Genomic DNA, 14,051 nt, shown 5'->3' with positions numbered 1-14,051 from the left:
AATTCGCTTTTGATCCCGTCCAGCGCATTACCCGGGCCGGCGGTTCCTCGCGTGCTGGACGCCATCCGTCACGGCCGTGCTCGTGATCACCGTTCTCGCAGTGGCCGCAGCCGGCGTCTTCGAGCACGGCGCCCACGGATGCGTTGCCTCGCTCGGCGGCGATGAGCGCACCCGTGTCCATGATCAGGCGCCGGGCCACGTGCCCCTCATCTCGTCGTCGATCGCCACACGGGCCGCCGCGACATCAGCCTCGAAGTCGGCGTGCAATCTCCCCGCGCTTCGAGCCGGAAACGCCTTGACCATGCGCCCCGGCGCGGTGGGCGCGGGGCCGATCACGGTGAGTCTACGTGCGGGGACGTTGCTGTCAGCGGTGCTGTCGCCTGAACATCCGGCAGACGATGGAGCGTCCCGAACAGGCCAAGCCATTCGGGACGCTCATTCGAGGCACCTGCGGTTAGGACAAGCCCTGGATCTGCGCGAGGATCTGCTCTTCGTATTGCTCACTACTGAGAGCTTCTTGGGCGCGGATGAGTGTAGTCGCTTCCATGGCGCCCACCAGAGTCGATGGGCTTTTTTCGCAAGTCATCCAGCACCGGTTCGAAGGTTGACTCATTTGCGGCAGCGTGCTCTGCTCACGGTCACCTTCAAAGCTCTGCGCCGGGTCAGCCTCGATCCCTGGCGCATCGGAAAATCCTCCTGGCAGCGCTCGTCCTGCTTCATCACGAGCATGACCGGACCATGCCGCCATCACGTAACGTGATCTTCAGTTACTGATAACAACTTACTCCGATGATACGGAATTTCCACATCACAGGTTATGGCCTGTGATCAATGAATCCGGCCCTGGCCTGCACCAATCTCGGAACCGTGCCAAACTAGTGGCCGACCCTGATGAGCTGCGCCTTCTTTCGTGACCGTTCGATCCGGCCGGAACCAGCCAGGTACAGCGCATTCTTCCCGGCGCATTTCTGAGTTATCCTTGGCCTCAGCAGCCGGATTTGATGACACCCTTACAGGCTTCGTCGTAAGCCGTTTCTTGTGACTGCGCACGAGGTCAGGAGTAAATAGAGCAGCGACTCTTGAAGTCGCTTACTCTCGCACATCCCGGCATGCTCGATCGACCGCGCGCTCCTGACCGGATCCCATTCAGAAACAGTCCGGCAAAAAGAACCCACTCACGCGAAGGGATCACCATGCATTTCCGAACGCGCGCCATGCGCTTGGCTGCCCTGGTGGCCATGAACTGCGCCCTGATCGCCGCTTTCACCACCAGCCCGGCCGACGCGGACCGTACCCCGTCCACGCATTTCACCACCGAGAACCAGAACACCCCCTGGAAGGGCTACAACCGCTCGTACACCGTGACTCTCGTCCGGACGGCCGCCGCGGTGCCGACGAGCGGGCAGGCTCTGCCGGCCATCATCACCTGCGGTGGGGGCATCTCCAACCCGACCGTGGTCGGCGCCCAGGTGGTCGCCACCGCCTCCGCGCAGTGCGACGCCCTCGTCGACACGATCGACCTCGCCATGACCTTCGTCGTCAACGGCACCGGACTGCCCTGGCAGATCACGACGGGGAGTAACGTCTCGCAAGTGGGGAACTCCAGATCCGTCGCGTGCCCGGGAGGAAGCGCCACTTACCAGTCCCTGGGGGCCGCGCAATTCACGAAGGCCGGCTACGCGAACTCGCCGCTCGTGATGAGCGGCGGGTCCGCGACTTACACCCTCTCCTGCTGATCCCGCGGGCACAGGTACGTCCATCCACCGCCGTCACCCGGCCCTGCTGACGCCGCACCCACGAGACCCTGAATCCGTCGGCGCCCCAGGGACGGCCCCATGACGGCCGAACGATCGAGGGCCTGACCGCCGTTGCCGGCGATCAGGTTCTCGACCCGCGACCACCGCCTCGGGGTGGCGGGAGGGCCCGGGACTCTTCGAGGGTCTTGCCGTAGACCCCATGGAGATTCACGGTGCCGGTCGAGTTGTTGTCCGATGAGCAGGCGGCGGGGTTCGCCTCGTTTCAGGGGCCGCAAGCCGGCTGATCGGCATGGCCACCCAGTGCCGGTTCCCCACGAGGGAGGAACTTCGCGTCGATCGCCCCGACCACGACCGGCGCACGCCGAGTACGTCCGGCCGTCCGCTGAACCGCGGGCGGCTCATGCGCGGGCGAGCAGCCCGGCGAGGGTGGTCTGCAGGATCTCGCCGTACATGGTGGCGAAGTCCACCCGGGAGCCCGCGAGCCGGGGGTCGGACGTGGCCTCGACGATGGTCGGGGTCGGGTTGCTGAACGACCACAGGCCCACCAGCGCGACGACGGCGTACTCCGTCAGCGTGAGAGCGTCACCCGCGCCGAGGGCCGGCACCCGCTCCCTGACCAGCCCCGCCAGCCGGGTGCGGTGCTCCAGGTCGATGAACTTGTAGGCGCGCACGGTGCCGGCGGAGACGTTCCGCTCCAGGACGGTCGGCAGCAGGCTCCACAGCTGGCACAGGACCGGCCGGGCGGCGAGCGAATCGGCCCAGGCCCGCATCACCTGGCCGGGCTCGCACGGCGCGGCCGGCCACTCATCCGCCAGCGCGTCGAGCCAGGCCAGCCGGAGCCTGGCGAGCAGCCCTAGGAAGACGCCCTCCCGGCTCTCGAAATAGCGCACCACATGCGTCTTGGACACCCCGAGCCGGCGCCCCAGCTCCCGGAGGCTGATCTCGTCGGCGGGCATCTCGGCCAGCAGTGCCTCGGCGGCGTCCAGGATCTCCTGCTTGCGGAGCTCCCGGTGCTCGGGCCGCCTGGCCCGCTGGAAGGACGGCGCCTCCACCTCGTCCATCGAACCTCCTCGCGCACCGCGGATCATGGCAGCTCCCACATTAGCGGTCCATCGGACATTTGATACGTGTCCACTGGACCGCTATAGTCATAAAGGTCCAATGGACACGCATATGAGGAGCCTTTCCGTGATCACTTACCCGAACCTGTACGTCGGCGGCCAGTGGGTCGCCCCGGCCACCGCGGACGTCCTGGAGGTGCGTTCCCCGCACGACCGCTCGCTGGTCGGGACCGCGCCGCACGCCGCCCCCGCCGACGTCGACCGCGCGGTCGCCGCCGCCCGCCGGGCGTTCGACGAAGGCCCCTGGCCCCGGATGAGCCCGCAGGAACGGAGCGCCGTCGTGGAGCGGTTCTCCAAGCTCTACGCGGTCCGCGCCGAGGAGTTCGCGGCCCTGGTCACCGCCGAGAACGGCTCGCCGCTGTGGTTCACCCGCTGGACGCACCTGCAGTCCCTCCCGGAGATGACGGAGGCGTACGTGCGCGCCGCCGCCGCTCTCGGCTGGGAGGAGGAGGTGGGCGCCGTCGGCGACGCCACGACGCTGCTGCGCCGGGAACCCGTCGGCGTGGTGGCGGCGGTGATCCCGTGGAACGCTCCACATCAGTCGGCCCTGGTCAAGCTGGTTCCCGCGCTGCTAGCCGGCTGCACGGTCGTCCTGAAGGCCTCCCCGGAGACGGCGCTGGACGCCCTGGCGCTCGCCGAGGTCTTCGACGCGGCCGGGCTGCCCGAAGGCGTGGTGAGCATCCTGCCCGCGGGCCGCGAGACCAGCGAGTACCTGGTCGCCCACCCCGGCGTCGACAAGATCGCCTTCACCGGCTCCACCGCGGCCGGCCGGCGCATCGCCTCCGTCGCCGGGGAGCAGCTCAAGCGGGTCAGCCTGGAGCTGGGCGGCAAGTCTGCCTCGATCATCCTTGAGGACGCCGACCTGACGGCGGTCGTGGCAGGCCTTAGGGCCCTGTCGCTGGGCAACAACGCCGAGAACTGCGTGGCCCACACCCGCATCCTCGCCCCGCGCAGCCGCTACGAGGAGGTCGTCGCGGCGCTGGCCGCCATGATGGAGGACGTCCGGGTCGGCGACCCCTCCGACCCCGAGACCTTCATCGGGCCCATGGTCCGCGCCGACCAACTGGAGCGGGTGCGCTCCTACATCGAGCTCGGCATCGCCGAAGGCGCCCGGATGGTGACCGGCGGACTCGAGACCCCTGACGGGCTGGAGGGCGGGTACTACGTCCGCCCGACGCTGTTCGCCGACGTCGACAGCGGCATGCGGATCGCCCGTGAGGAGATCTTCGGCCCGGTCCTGGTCGTCATCCCGTTCGACGACGAGGACGACGCGGTCCGCATCGCCAACGACTCCGAGTACGGCCTCGGCGGCGGCGTCTGGGCCGCCGACCGCGAGCACGGCATCGAGGTCGCCCGCAGGGTCCGTACCGGGTGGATGACCGTCAACGGCGCCGCGCCGACCTTCGACGGCGCCTTCGGCGGCTACAAGAGCAGCGGCATCGGCCGCGAGTTCGGCGTCGCCGGCCTCGCCCAGTACGTCGAGTACAAGACCATCGCAGCCTGACGAGGAGGAACCATCATGCGGGAAGCCCGTGTCACCCTTGGACACACCGACATCTCCGTCCGGCCGATCGGCCTGGGCTGCATGGGGATGTCCCAGTTCTACGGCGACGCCGACGAGGCGGAGTCCGTCGCCACGATCCACGCCGCCGTCGAGGCCGGCATCGACTTCTTCGACACCTCCGACATCTACGGCGCCGCCGGCGCGGCCACCGGCCAGTCCCAGAAGGGCTTCGGCCACAACGAGGAACTGCTCGGCCGCGCCGTGCGCGGCCTGCGCGACCGGGTGGTCCTGGCGACCAAGTTCGGAGCGCGGCCCTTGGAGGAGGGCGGGGTGGTCTACGACGGCCGCCCGGAGTACGTGACCGCCGCCTGCGAGGCCAGCCTGCGCCGCCTCGGCGTCGACCACATCGACCTCTACTACGTCCACCGCCACGACACCACCGTGCCGATCGAGGACACCGTCGGCGCGATGGCCGAGCTGGTGACCGCGGGCAAGGTGCGCGCGATCGGGCTCAGCGCGGTCGGTCCGGACATCCTGCACCGGGCGTCCGCCGTGGCGCCGATCTCGGCCCTCCAGAGCGAATACTCGCTCTGGGCCCGCGAGGTGGAGCAGGAGGTGCTGCCCGCCTGCCGCGAGCTGGGCATCACCTTCGTCCCGTACAGCCCCCTAGGGCGGGCCGCGCTCGCCGGGCGCTTCACCCGCGAGACCGCGTTCACCAGTGACGACTTCCGCTCGACCCTGCCCAAGTTCCAGATGGAGAACTTCGCGGACAACCTCCGCCTCGTCGAGGGGCTGAAGGCGTTCGCCGACGAGCGGGGACACGCCCCGGGCCAGGTCGCCCTGGCCTGGCTGCTCGCCCAGCCGTACGACATCGCGCCCATCCCCGGCACGAAACGGGCGGAGTACGCGCGCCAGAACGCCGCCGCCACCGCCGTGCCGCTGAGCGCGGACGACGTCGCCCACCTGTCGGGCCTGTTCGACCCCGCGCGGGTACGCGGCGGGCAGTACGGCGAGCTCAGCGCGCGTCCCCAGCACTGATCCGGAAGGCATCACCATGACCGACACCCTGCGCGAACCCGGCTACGAGGCAGCGCTCGACACCGCCGCGCGCCTGCTCGGCAGGAGACTGGAGCCGTTCCTGGAACCCGGCCCCGGCGAGCCCGCCAACGCCGCCGACTTCATGCGCCTGGCCACCCGGCACACCTTCGGCGACGCGTGGCCGCGTACCGACGTCCTCGACACCCGCACCCGCGCCCTCGTCTCCGTGACGATCGCCGCGACCCTGGGCACGCTCGAACCGCTGCGCGGGCAGCTGCGCATCGCGCTCAACAACGGCGTCACCCCGGAGGAGATCGTGGAGGCGTTCGTGCACATCGAGGCGTACGCGGGCGCGGCCCGGGCGTTCGACAGCTATCGCGTCGCCCGTGAGGTCTTCCAGGAGGCCTGCGGAGGGTGAGCCCGTTGACGGGGGCGCCTCATGATCACGCTCTACAAGTAGAGCAACGGGCGAACACCCGGGCCAGTTCGGCTCTGCGTGAGCAGGTCCGATCTTGGTCCAGGGTGCAGCCACTTACCCAACATCAGCTGACGGCCTGTCCTGTGATCTTGAAGCTGGTCGCATTGGTCAGCTCGGCTTGTGAACCGCACTTGGAGACACGCCGCCTCCGCTGGCTCAGCGCCTGCCACAAGTCGATCTCCAACCAGGCGGGTAAGCGTGGGCGCGTACCTCGGCCCTTCAGGTGAAAGCCCTCAGGTGCTTCCCACGTTGCTGTCACTGTTGCTGTCAGCGAAAACCAAAAGCCCCGAACGACAAGTCGTTCGGGGCATTCTTGCTGTTCAATGCTTGTGGTCAGGGGCAGGGTCGAACTGCCGACCTTCCGCTTTTCAGGCGGACGCTCGTACCAACTGAGCTACCTGACCCAGAGCGGTCCTGACGGGACTTGAACCCGCGACCTCCACCTTGACAGGGTGGCGAGCACTCCAAACTGCTCTACAGGACCTTGCGTGGTGTTGCGTTTCTTGCTGTTTGCGCTCGCTTAGCTTACCAGCTCTTCGGTGGCCTTAGACCATCCGTTTTGCGGGTGCGCCAGGCGCTCGCAGTGCCCCCAACGGGATTCGAACCCGTGCCGCCGCCTTGAAAGGGCGGTGTCCTAGGCCGCTAGACGATGGGGGCTCAGGATTCCCTGTCGCCTTCCGTCGGAGACCTCTGAAGCATAGGGGACGATCGCCCCTGATGCCAAAGCGGCGGGCCCGCGGCCGGTGACCGGGCGCCAGTGATCGATCCCGTTGGCGACGGGGCGGTCGTTGGCTCTGGGGAAATCATACGTTGTGGGTCGGGCTCCACGTGACGTTGGATGTAGACCGACTGCTCCCCGAGCCCGCCGAGGGTGATGTCGTCCCATGCCTGCAGCCGTTTGGTCTCCTTGTCGAAGTACAGGACGGACGCCTGTACGGGGGTCGGCTGGGCGTGTTCGAGCGCGCGCAGGCCGGCTCCGCCGGTCGAGCCCTGGATGAGCATGCGGGTGCCGGTCGGGAACATGTTCGTCCGGCGTTCGTGGGTGTGTCCGGCCAGGATCATGGGGGCCGCGCCCGAGAAGCCCTTGCCGACCTCCCCGTCGTGTACGGCGATCACGTCCGCCTTCTTGACCTTGGGCACATGGGAGCGGCCGAAGCGGGCCAGCGCCTGCGGGTCGCCGGCGACGTTGACCGATTTGTCGGGGGTGAAGCGGGGGTCCCCGAGGCCGTAGATGGTCAGGCCCGCCACCTTCCTGGTCTGGTCGTCGAGGACGATGGCGTTCTTCTGCCTCTCGACGGCCTTCTGGGTCGTCATCGAGTCGTGGTTGCCGCGGACGAACACGTACGGGACCTTCAGCGTGCCGATCTCGTCGACGAACTTGTTCTCCGCCTTGGTGCCGTGGTCGGAGATGTCGCCCGTGTCGACGATCAGGTCCACGGCGAACTGGTCCTTGAGCGAGCGGATGACGTTCCAGGCGATGGGGTTGATGTGGATGTCGGAGACGTGCAGGACGCGGATGGTCTTGGGGTTGGCGTCGTACAGGGGCAGGTTCGAGACGGTGTCGTAGAGCTTGGAGACGTTCGTGACGAGTTTGGTGAGCTGTGACCGGTACGACTCGAACTTGCTGACGATCGACTCCGCGCTGCCCACGAGCGAGGGCGCGGCGGCGATCAGGCCCGAGTAGCGCGGCTCGACGAGCGAGTTCGGGCGGAACGTGAGCGCGGCGAGGGCTCCGGTGGCGGCCAGGGCCACAGAAGCCGCCAGAAGGCCCATCAGCGCCACTTTCGGACGTCTGAAGACCATCAGCACGGCGAGCAGGGCTCCGGCCCCGGCACAGAGCAGCGAGCGGATGACGAGGGCGCGCACGCCGTCGAGAAGGTCGTCCTCGATCACGCCGGGCAGGCGGTCGGCCAGGCGCGGGTCCTCCAGGAGCGATTTGGCACGCTCCTGGTCGATGTTCTCGAGCGTGATGCGCAGCCGCAATGGCGCATCATGGGTGCGGAAGGTGAGGGTGCCGAGCGGGCTGGCGTCGACGACCGTCTCGCCGCCCCAGGCCGGCCGCAGCGACATTCCGGTCTCCACCGGACCCACCTGCGTACGTACGGTGCCGCTGAGGAAGATGCCGAGCCAGGCGCCCACGGCGGCCACGAGGAGCACGGCGGCGATCCTCGCCGCCCGTGACGCCCCTCGTGAGCGAATGACTGCCTTTGCCCTGTGCGCGAACTTCATACAGATTCTTGCTTACCCCACCGGCGGGGCAGAATGGCAAGTGTGATCGAGGTTTCGCGGGAGAGATTCGAGGAACTCGTGGCCGAGGCATTGGACACGATCCCTCCGGACCTCACGCGCGCCATGAGCAACGTCGTCGTCACGGTCGTCGATGACCCGCCGGAGCCCCACCTGCTCGGCCTGTACACCGGTATCCCCCTCACCGAACGTGGCGACTGGTACTCGGCTGTCCTGCCCGACCGGATCGAGATCTACCGCAATCCGATATGCCAAATATGTGCCACCGAAGAGGACGTGATCGACGAGGTCCGCATCACGGTCGTGCATGAGGTCGGGCATCACTTCGGCATCGACGACGCCCGGCTTCACGAATTGGGCTGGTAACCCTTTGCTTTTGGTTGGCTGCTTTGGGTTGCGGCCGACCCTGTGTTCGGGCACCTTAGGTGACATAGCGAGCACCCTGCGTCAGGTACAGCGGAGTCCAATGGGGGCCATGCGGGCGAGACGGCCGCCGGGACGGCATCGCCGTGCCGGACAAGAACGACAAGTCACATATCGAGAGGTCATCGCCGTCAGGGAGTTCCGGGCGCTCTGGTACGGCCAGGGCCTCTCACTCCTCGGCGACCAGCTCGCGCAGGTGGCGCTGGCCGTGCTCGTCTACGATCGCACGGGCTCCCCCCTGGCCACGGCCGCCGTCTACGCGCTGACCTATCTGCCCGGCATCGTCGGCGGGCCGCTGCTGGCCGGCCTGGCCGACCGCTTCGCGCGCCGGGGCGTCATGCTGGCCTGCGACCTGCTGCGGGCCGTGCTGGTGGGCGTGATGGCGGTGCCGGGCGTGCCGTTCTGGGCGCTGTGCGCGCTCGTCTTCCTGGTGGTGCTGCTCAGCGCCCCCTTCTCGGCCGCGCGGGCGGCGCTGCTGCCGGAAGTGCTCGAAGGCGACGCGTACGTCATGGGCTCGGCCCTGCAGAACATGACCAACCAGGCCGTGCAGATGCTCGGTTTCGCGGCCGGCGGAGCGCTGATCGCCACGATGGGCCCGTACCGGGCGCTGGCCCTCGACGCGGCCACGTTCCTCGGATCGGCGCTGATCCTGGTCTCGGGCGTACGCCGCCGTCCCGCCGCCCAGCCCGACGGCGCCAAGCCGTCCATGTGGACGATGACCAAGGGCGGAGCCCGGCTGGTCTTCGGGTCGCGCAAACTGCGCACGCTGGTGCTGTTCGCCTGGCTCTGCGGCTTCTACATCCTGCCCGAGGGCCTCGCCGCCCCCTACGCCGCCGCCCTGCACACCGGCGCCCTGCCGGTGCCGGTGATCACCGGGCTGCTGATGGCGGCCATGCCGGCCGGGACTGTGGTGGGCGCGTTCCTGTTCAGCAGGTTCGTCTCGCCGCCGAGGCGGCTGCGGCTCATGGGGTGGATGGCCATGCTGAGCTGCGCGCCCCTGATCGTCACCGCGATCCGGCCGCCGCTGGCCGTGGTGCTGGCGGCGTGGGTTCTGTCCGGGATCGGTGGGGCGTACCAGCTCGCGGCCAATGCGGCTTTCGTTCAGTCCGTACCGCCTGAGCGTCGCGCTCAGGCGTTCGGCCTCGTGCAGTCGGGGCTGATGACCGTGCAGGGGATCGGCATCCTGGTGGGCGGTTTCGCGGCGGAGAGACTCGGCCCCGAGCCGGTGGTCGCGCTGGCGGGGATCGCCGGGGTGATCAGCGCGGCCGTGCTCGCCATGGTCTGGACCGAGTCTCGTGACAAGGCCGCCCGGGTGAGTGCCCAGGCCACCGCCTGATCACTGCTGGGGCTTCTGCTCGCCGCTCCAGTCCGTCGCCGACCGGTTGGCCTGCTGCTTGTTGATCAGGTCCTGGACGATCGAGGTGTCGTGGTCCTCGTCCGGCATGAGGAGCCAGCCGACCGCGTAGACGCCGACGCCCAGGCCGCCGAACAGGGTCGTGATCGCCAGCGCGATCCGTACCAGGTTGGCGTCGATCCCGACGTACTCGCCGATGCCCGAGCAGACGCCCGCGATGATCCGGCCCTTGTGCGTCCGGCGCAGCTTCTTGACGTTGTATTCGCTCATGCCTCAAGACTGCCCGCCGGGCCGGTGTTCGCACATCAGGATTGCCCCTGGTACAACCCTGGTAGCCCCCTATGTACGAGGGAGAGGACCCAACCCATGGACGACCTGCTGCGCCTGGACGACCGCCTCGGCCCTGACCAGCGGCTCATCCGCGACACGGTCAGATCCTTCGTCGCCGACCGCGTCCTTCCGCACGTCGGGGACTGGTTCGAGGAGGCCGTCTTCCCCGCGCGCGAGCTGGCGCCCGAGCTCGGCTCGCTCGGCCTGCTCGGCATGCATCTCGAAGGGTACGGCTGCGCGGGGACGGACGCGGTGTCGTACGGCGTGGCCTGCCGCGAACTGGAGGCCGGCGACTCGGGGCTGCGCTCCTTCGTGTCGGTGCAGGGCTCGCTGGCCATGTTCCCCATCTGGCGGTACGGCTCCGACGAGCAGAAGGACGAGTGGCTGCCCCGCATGGCCGCCGGTCAGGCCATCGGCTGCTTCGGCCTGACCGAGCCCGACCACGGCTCCGACCCGGCCGGGATGCGGACGTACGCGAAGAAGGACGGCTCCGACTGGATCCTGAACGGCGCCAAGATGTGGATCACCAACGGCTCGATCGCCGACGTCGCCGTGGTCTGGGCCCAGACCGACGAGGGCGTCCGCGGCTTCGTCGTCCCCACCTCCACCCCCGGCTTCTCCGCCCCTGAGATCCACAAGAAGCTGTCCCTGAGGGCCTCGGTCACCTCCTCCCTCTACTTCGATGACGTACGCCTGCCCGCCTCCGCCGCGCTCCCCGGCGTCGTGGGCCTGCGCGGCCCGCTCTCCTGCCTCTCCGAGGCCCGTTTCGGCATCATCTGGGGCGTCGTCGGCGCCGCCCGCGCCTGCCTGGAGGCGGCCGTCGAATACTCGAAGACGCGCGTCCAGTTCGACAAGCCGATCGGGGCGTTCCAGCTGACGCAGGAGAAACTCGCCTGGATGTACGTCGGCATGACCCAGGCCGGCCTCACCGCCCTGCACCTCGGCGAACTGAAGGACGCGGGCACGCTGGAGCCGCGGCAGATCAGCTTCGGCAAACTGGCCAACGTACGGGCCGCCCTCGACATCGCCCGCCAGGCCCGCTCGATCCTGGGCGGCAACGGGATCACCCTGGAGTACCCTGTGATCAGGCACATGAACAACCTGGAGAGTGTGCTGACGTACGAAGGCACCCAGGAAGTGCACACTCTGGTGCTCGGGGAGGCGCTGACGGGGCTGGCGGCCTACCGGTGATGGAGACGTCGCGGACAGGGCGGTAATCTCTGTACCCTTGCTGGTGCGAGGGGCGTTAGCTCAATTGGCAGAGCTGCGGACTTTTAATCCGTAGGTTCCGGGTTCGAGCCCCGGGCGCCCTACCACTCCTACCTGCAGATTCACTCACCATCTTGATCAAAGAATCAAGAGGTGGGTCATAGCTGGGTCACGCCTGGGACAAACCGACACCGCGACACCTTTCCGGCAAAGGCGCTACGTGGCGGTCGACTCGTGGAACGACGCCGAAACTGGATCGTCCGTTTCTGTAGCCTTTGACCTGTTCTACGCGCTGTGGTGAGGACCAGGTGTGCCGCGGCCTCCGCCGCCGCGTGATGGAGTTCGGGCAGAACGAGGTGTAAGTGTCGGAGGTCAGCACGATGCTGGCGTGCCCGAGCTGCCCCTGCGCCTGTGGGTGCCAAGAACTCGGCCGCTGCATGCGACCTGCGCGTATTCGTGGATCAGCCTCGCCGAGGTGGTCACGTCGGATGACCTTGATATCGTCCTCGACCGGGTCGGGGAAGGGCTCGCAGCGGGGCGGCCTGGCCCAGGGAGCGATGCGGGCGATGCTCATTGAAGTGGGTTTCGTACGCAGCCAACACGCACCGTAAGTAGCGGGCGTTGACGATGAGGATCCGATCGAGCAGTTCTCGGCGCAGACCACCGATCCAGCGTTCGACAAACGCGTTGGCCCGCGGAGCGCGAGGCGGACTCTTGAGAATGCGGATGCCCTCGGCCGTGAAGACTTCGTCGACCATCGTGGTGAACTTGGTATCCCGATCGCGGATGAGGAACCTGAACCCCTGCGCCCTGTCCCCCAACTCGATCATCAGGTTCCTAGCCTGCTGCGCCACCCACGGCCCCTGGTTGCGACGGTGTGGATTGTGGTGATCAACCCGTCTACCAGGAGCTTCTTCATGTCACCGGCCGGACACCGGCATCGCGATCAGGCTGTGACCAGGGCAGCTGCCGCAGAGCCTGAAAAGGTTCTCTGATCCTGGAGACGCGCCTAATCAAAGTTAGGAGGTGGGATGGGTAGAGCCGAGTAAGGGGTATGCAGCAGCTCTGGATCCAGCCGTACACCGCTCTCCAGTTCAGTCACGGCAAGGCATGCTGCGACGAAGTCCACGGTGGCCTCTTCCTCCTCGCTGTCGTAGACGCGTGTGAGGAAATCGGCGTAAGAATGCAAAGGGCCAAGGAGCTCTGTCCAACGTGTGAAAGGAAGGTCGATCGGCTCGGGATATTCAAGCATGCCCTGCGCTCCCCCATAGTTGGCGTACATGCTGGCGTTGCCGTTAATGTCAAATGCCACGTACCAGTGCCGGAAACCGTCGCCGCCGAGTTGATCGGTTATCTGCTTGCGTTCAGGCATGGGGTAGACCCCGTCCAGTGTGACGACACTGGTGCCCACCTGGTGGAGGCGGATACTGTTGCCGCTGTGGGGTACGGCTTCGGGAGCCTCTATCTCTACAGGGTCGAATCCCATGCGCCGCACAGCCTCTTCGACGGTGAGGATGCCTGCGTTGGGAAGCGTGACCGTGTATGCCATGTCCTCGCCGAGAAAATCCAAAATCTCCGTGTAATGGGCGACGACCTCATCCAGCATGTTTTTGACCTTCTCCGAAAAGAGGCAGCCCCCAGGATCGAGGCGTACCTCGGCTTCTGGGGGACTGCCTACCTGATGCCTAGATACTAGTGCGGATTTTGTCCGGGAACGTGGGCCTCCACCCAGAAGTGATCATAGGTGGTCTTCCGGCGAGTTCCGTCTTCGCCTAGGATCCGCCGGCTCCCGTAGAAGGCGCCAAGCCGTCGCCCGTCTTCTGTGTTGCGCTTCCACCACACAGGTCTATTTGAGTATGCGTAAGCATCTGGGCTGTTCAGGCGCTCGACGCTGACCCATGTTCCTTGCATGGTGGACTGGAAGGGAAATTCATCGCACTCATAGACCTTGTGCTTGGGCCCCTTGCCGAGTTCGACGTCTTTTCGGTCGTAGTCCTTGAATAGGAGGCGGCACATATTTCTGCTTTTTCCGTTATTTTTGATCTTCCACCTTGCGTTCACATTTCGACTGAGTGGTCCGCTGGCGCCTAGCCAATGCCCTGGGATGCTCTTATCGGCCCTCTTGGGGAGGGTGAGCTCTTTCTTGTGCTGGGCGGTCCAGATATGGGACGCGACGCTTCGATATGCCACGTTCACGTTGTCTGGGTCTCCCATGCCGCTCCATGGGACGCCTAGCCTAGTCTCTGTTGTCTCATAGACTGCTGCAACCTTATCGAAGATGCAGCCGCTACCGTAGTGGCTGGTGAGGTAGATTGCGGAGTCGCACCGCACCTCGGGCCTGGCGTCAGACCAGTAGGTCTTCGGAGGAGTGGTGGAGATTCCGTCGAGCCATATCTTGGCGTAGAACTTCGGGAAGCAGCGCTCGAGCTTGTCGATCCCACCGCCGTTCGCCTCGTCGGAAACTACGCTGAACTCGACAACCTTCCCATCTCGCCATTGCTGCCAGGAGCCCTGGACATACGAGTCGCCGTCTATTTTGCAGGCGGTGTTGTAGGTGCTGGCTCCGAAGACTATCATCGCTTGCCTGCTG

Annotated in this window: 14 protein-coding genes and 4 tRNA genes; 8 read left to right on the top strand and 10 right to left on the bottom strand. The window is 66.9% G+C overall.

All coding sequences use genetic code 11. The features are described 5' to 3' along the window. Positions 1-454 precede the first annotated feature (454 nt). Positions 455-748 (bottom strand): hypothetical protein, encoded by a 294-nt coding sequence (locus B0I32_RS56570; protein ID WP_181307600.1) that lies wholly within the window; start codon positions 746-748, stop codon positions 455-457. Positions 749-1,109: 361 nt separating this feature from the next. Here B0I32_RS56570 and B0I32_RS20730 point away from each other — a divergent pair, with 361 nt between their 5' ends. Continuing rightward, positions 1,110-1,736: a hypothetical protein gene (locus tag B0I32_RS20730; RefSeq protein WP_146178248.1), complete on the top strand. Its 627-nt coding sequence runs from the start codon at positions 1,110-1,112 to the stop codon at positions 1,734-1,736. Positions 1,737-2,155: 419 nt separating this feature from the next. Here B0I32_RS20730 and B0I32_RS20725 read toward each other — a convergent pair whose 3' ends face one another. Continuing rightward, positions 2,156-2,818, bottom strand: a complete 663-nt coding sequence (locus B0I32_RS20725) for a TetR/AcrR family transcriptional regulator (protein WP_181307598.1) — start codon at positions 2,816-2,818, stop codon at positions 2,156-2,158. Between the two features lie 127 nt (positions 2,819-2,945). Here B0I32_RS20725 and B0I32_RS20720 point away from each other — a divergent pair, with 127 nt between their 5' ends. Genes B0I32_RS20720 through B0I32_RS20710 form a run of 3 tightly spaced genes read left to right on the top strand, consistent with a single transcriptional unit; the run spans position 2,946 to position 5,838 of the window. Next, positions 2,946-4,382 carry an aldehyde dehydrogenase gene (locus B0I32_RS20720; RefSeq protein ID WP_106241713.1) on the top strand — a complete coding sequence of 479 codons (1,437 nt, stop codon included), beginning with the start codon at positions 2,946-2,948 and terminating at the stop codon, positions 4,380-4,382. A gap of 15 nt (positions 4,383-4,397) precedes the next feature. Continuing rightward, positions 4,398-5,420 (top strand): aldo/keto reductase, encoded by a 1,023-nt coding sequence (locus B0I32_RS20715; RefSeq protein ID WP_106241711.1) that lies wholly within the window; start codon positions 4,398-4,400, stop codon positions 5,418-5,420. 16 nt (positions 5,421-5,436) lie between these two features. Then, the gene (locus B0I32_RS20710; RefSeq protein WP_106241709.1) at positions 5,437-5,838 is read left to right on the top strand and encodes a carboxymuconolactone decarboxylase family protein; all 402 of its coding nucleotides are present in this window, start codon (positions 5,437-5,439) and stop codon (positions 5,836-5,838) included. A gap of 390 nt (positions 5,839-6,228) precedes the next feature. Here the strand turns inward: B0I32_RS20710 and B0I32_RS20705 are convergent. The 4 genes from B0I32_RS20705 to B0I32_RS20690 form a co-directional block, all read right to left on the bottom strand. Continuing rightward, a tRNA-Phe gene (locus B0I32_RS20705) sits at positions 6,229-6,302 on the bottom strand. Between the two features lie 5 nt (positions 6,303-6,307). Further along, positions 6,308-6,382: transfer RNA gene (locus B0I32_RS20700), tRNA-Asp, on the bottom strand. 100 nt (positions 6,383-6,482) lie between these two features. Beyond that, a tRNA-Glu gene (locus tag B0I32_RS20695) sits at positions 6,483-6,555 on the bottom strand. Further along, entirely contained in the window at positions 6,556-8,055 is a 1,500-nt protein-coding gene (locus B0I32_RS20690; RefSeq protein ID WP_342751757.1) for a metallophosphoesterase family protein, read from the bottom strand. A gap of 105 nt (positions 8,056-8,160) precedes the next feature. Between B0I32_RS20690 and B0I32_RS20685 the strand changes: the two genes are divergently transcribed. Together B0I32_RS20685 and B0I32_RS20680 are read left to right on the top strand one after the other, a co-directional pair. After that, positions 8,161-8,511, top strand: coding sequence for a metallopeptidase family protein (locus B0I32_RS20685; protein WP_393274861.1), 351 nt, complete (start codon positions 8,161-8,163; stop codon positions 8,509-8,511). Positions 8,512-8,620: 109 nt separating this feature from the next. Further along, positions 8,621-9,904: an MFS transporter gene (locus B0I32_RS20680; RefSeq protein WP_245955931.1), complete on the top strand. Its 1,284-nt coding sequence runs from the start codon at positions 8,621-8,623 to the stop codon at positions 9,902-9,904. Here the strand turns inward: B0I32_RS20680 and B0I32_RS20675 are convergent, their stop codons facing one another. After that, positions 9,905-10,192, bottom strand: a complete 288-nt coding sequence (locus tag B0I32_RS20675) for a PspC domain-containing protein (RefSeq protein ID WP_106241704.1) — start codon at positions 10,190-10,192, stop codon at positions 9,905-9,907. It abuts the gene before it with no gap. Positions 10,193-10,288: 96 nt separating this feature from the next. On the opposite strand from B0I32_RS20675, the gene B0I32_RS20670 reads away from it, so the two are divergent. Continuing rightward, the gene (locus B0I32_RS20670; protein ID WP_106241703.1) at positions 10,289-11,443 is read left to right on the top strand and encodes an acyl-CoA dehydrogenase family protein; all 1,155 of its coding nucleotides are present in this window, start codon (positions 10,289-10,291) and stop codon (positions 11,441-11,443) included. Positions 11,444-11,492: 49 nt separating this feature from the next. Then, positions 11,493-11,568, top strand: a tRNA-Lys gene (locus B0I32_RS20665). 372 nt (positions 11,569-11,940) lie between these two features. Here the strand turns inward: B0I32_RS20665 and B0I32_RS20660 are convergent. The 3 genes from B0I32_RS20660 to B0I32_RS56565 form a co-directional block, all read right to left on the bottom strand. Then, on the bottom strand, positions 11,941-12,291 hold the full coding sequence (locus B0I32_RS20660; protein WP_106241700.1) for an integrase core domain-containing protein: 351 nt from the start codon (positions 12,289-12,291) through the stop codon (positions 11,941-11,943). A 179-nt stretch (positions 12,292-12,470) separates the two neighbouring features. After that, positions 12,471-13,067, bottom strand: a complete 597-nt coding sequence (locus tag B0I32_RS20655; protein ID WP_106241697.1) for a hypothetical protein — start codon at positions 13,065-13,067, stop codon at positions 12,471-12,473. Between the two features lie 86 nt (positions 13,068-13,153). Beyond that, positions 13,154-14,038: a NucA/NucB deoxyribonuclease domain-containing protein gene (locus B0I32_RS56565; RefSeq protein WP_146178247.1), complete on the bottom strand. Its 885-nt coding sequence runs from the start codon at positions 14,036-14,038 to the stop codon at positions 13,154-13,156. Positions 14,039-14,051: the final 13 nt, after the last annotated feature.

It is taken from the genome of Nonomuraea fuscirosea (assembly GCF_003001935.1).
Classification (GTDB): domain Bacteria; phylum Actinomycetota; class Actinomycetes; order Streptosporangiales; family Streptosporangiaceae; genus Nonomuraea; species Nonomuraea fuscirosea.
Note: the sequence above shows the minus strand (reverse complement) of the source record. Positions and strands in the feature narration are given on the sequence as shown.

What these genes read in the sequence shown, in the direction of transcription:
- B0I32_RS20715 (WP_106241711.1), top strand. Translation starts at nt 4,398, where the DNA reads ATGCGGGAAGCCCGTGTCACCCTTGGACACACCGACATCTCCGTCCGG.
- B0I32_RS20710 (WP_106241709.1), top strand. Translation starts at nt 5,437, where the DNA reads ATGACCGACACCCTGCGCGAACCCGGCTACGAGGCAGCGCTCGACACC.
- B0I32_RS20730 (WP_146178248.1), top strand. Translation starts at nt 1,110, where the DNA reads ATGCTCGATCGACCGCGCGCTCCTGACCGGATCCCATTCAGAAACAGT.
- B0I32_RS20725 (WP_181307598.1), bottom strand. Translation starts at nt 2,818, where the DNA reads ATGGACGAGGTGGAGGCGCCGTCCTTCCAGCGGGCCAGGCGGCCCGAG.
- B0I32_RS20680 (WP_245955931.1), top strand. Translation starts at nt 8,621, where the DNA reads ATGCGGGCGAGACGGCCGCCGGGACGGCATCGCCGTGCCGGACAAGAA.
- B0I32_RS20675 (WP_106241704.1), bottom strand. Translation starts at nt 10,192, where the DNA reads ATGAGCGAATACAACGTCAAGAAGCTGCGCCGGACGCACAAGGGCCGG.
- B0I32_RS20660 (WP_106241700.1), bottom strand. Translation starts at nt 12,291, where the DNA reads ATGATCGAGTTGGGGGACAGGGCGCAGGGGTTCAGGTTCCTCATCCGC.
- B0I32_RS20655 (WP_106241697.1), bottom strand. Translation starts at nt 13,067, where the DNA reads ATGCTGGATGAGGTCGTCGCCCATTACACGGAGATTTTGGATTTTCTC.
- B0I32_RS56565 (WP_146178247.1), bottom strand. Translation starts at nt 14,038, where the DNA reads ATGATAGTCTTCGGAGCCAGCACCTACAACACCGCCTGCAAAATAGAC.
- B0I32_RS20685 (WP_393274861.1), top strand. Translation starts at nt 8,161, where the DNA reads ATGGCAAGTGTGATCGAGGTTTCGCGGGAGAGATTCGAGGAACTCGTG.
- B0I32_RS56570 (WP_181307600.1), bottom strand. Translation starts at nt 748, where the DNA reads ATGGCGGCATGGTCCGGTCATGCTCGTGATGAAGCAGGACGAGCGCTG.
- B0I32_RS20670 (WP_106241703.1), top strand. Translation starts at nt 10,289, where the DNA reads ATGGACGACCTGCTGCGCCTGGACGACCGCCTCGGCCCTGACCAGCGG.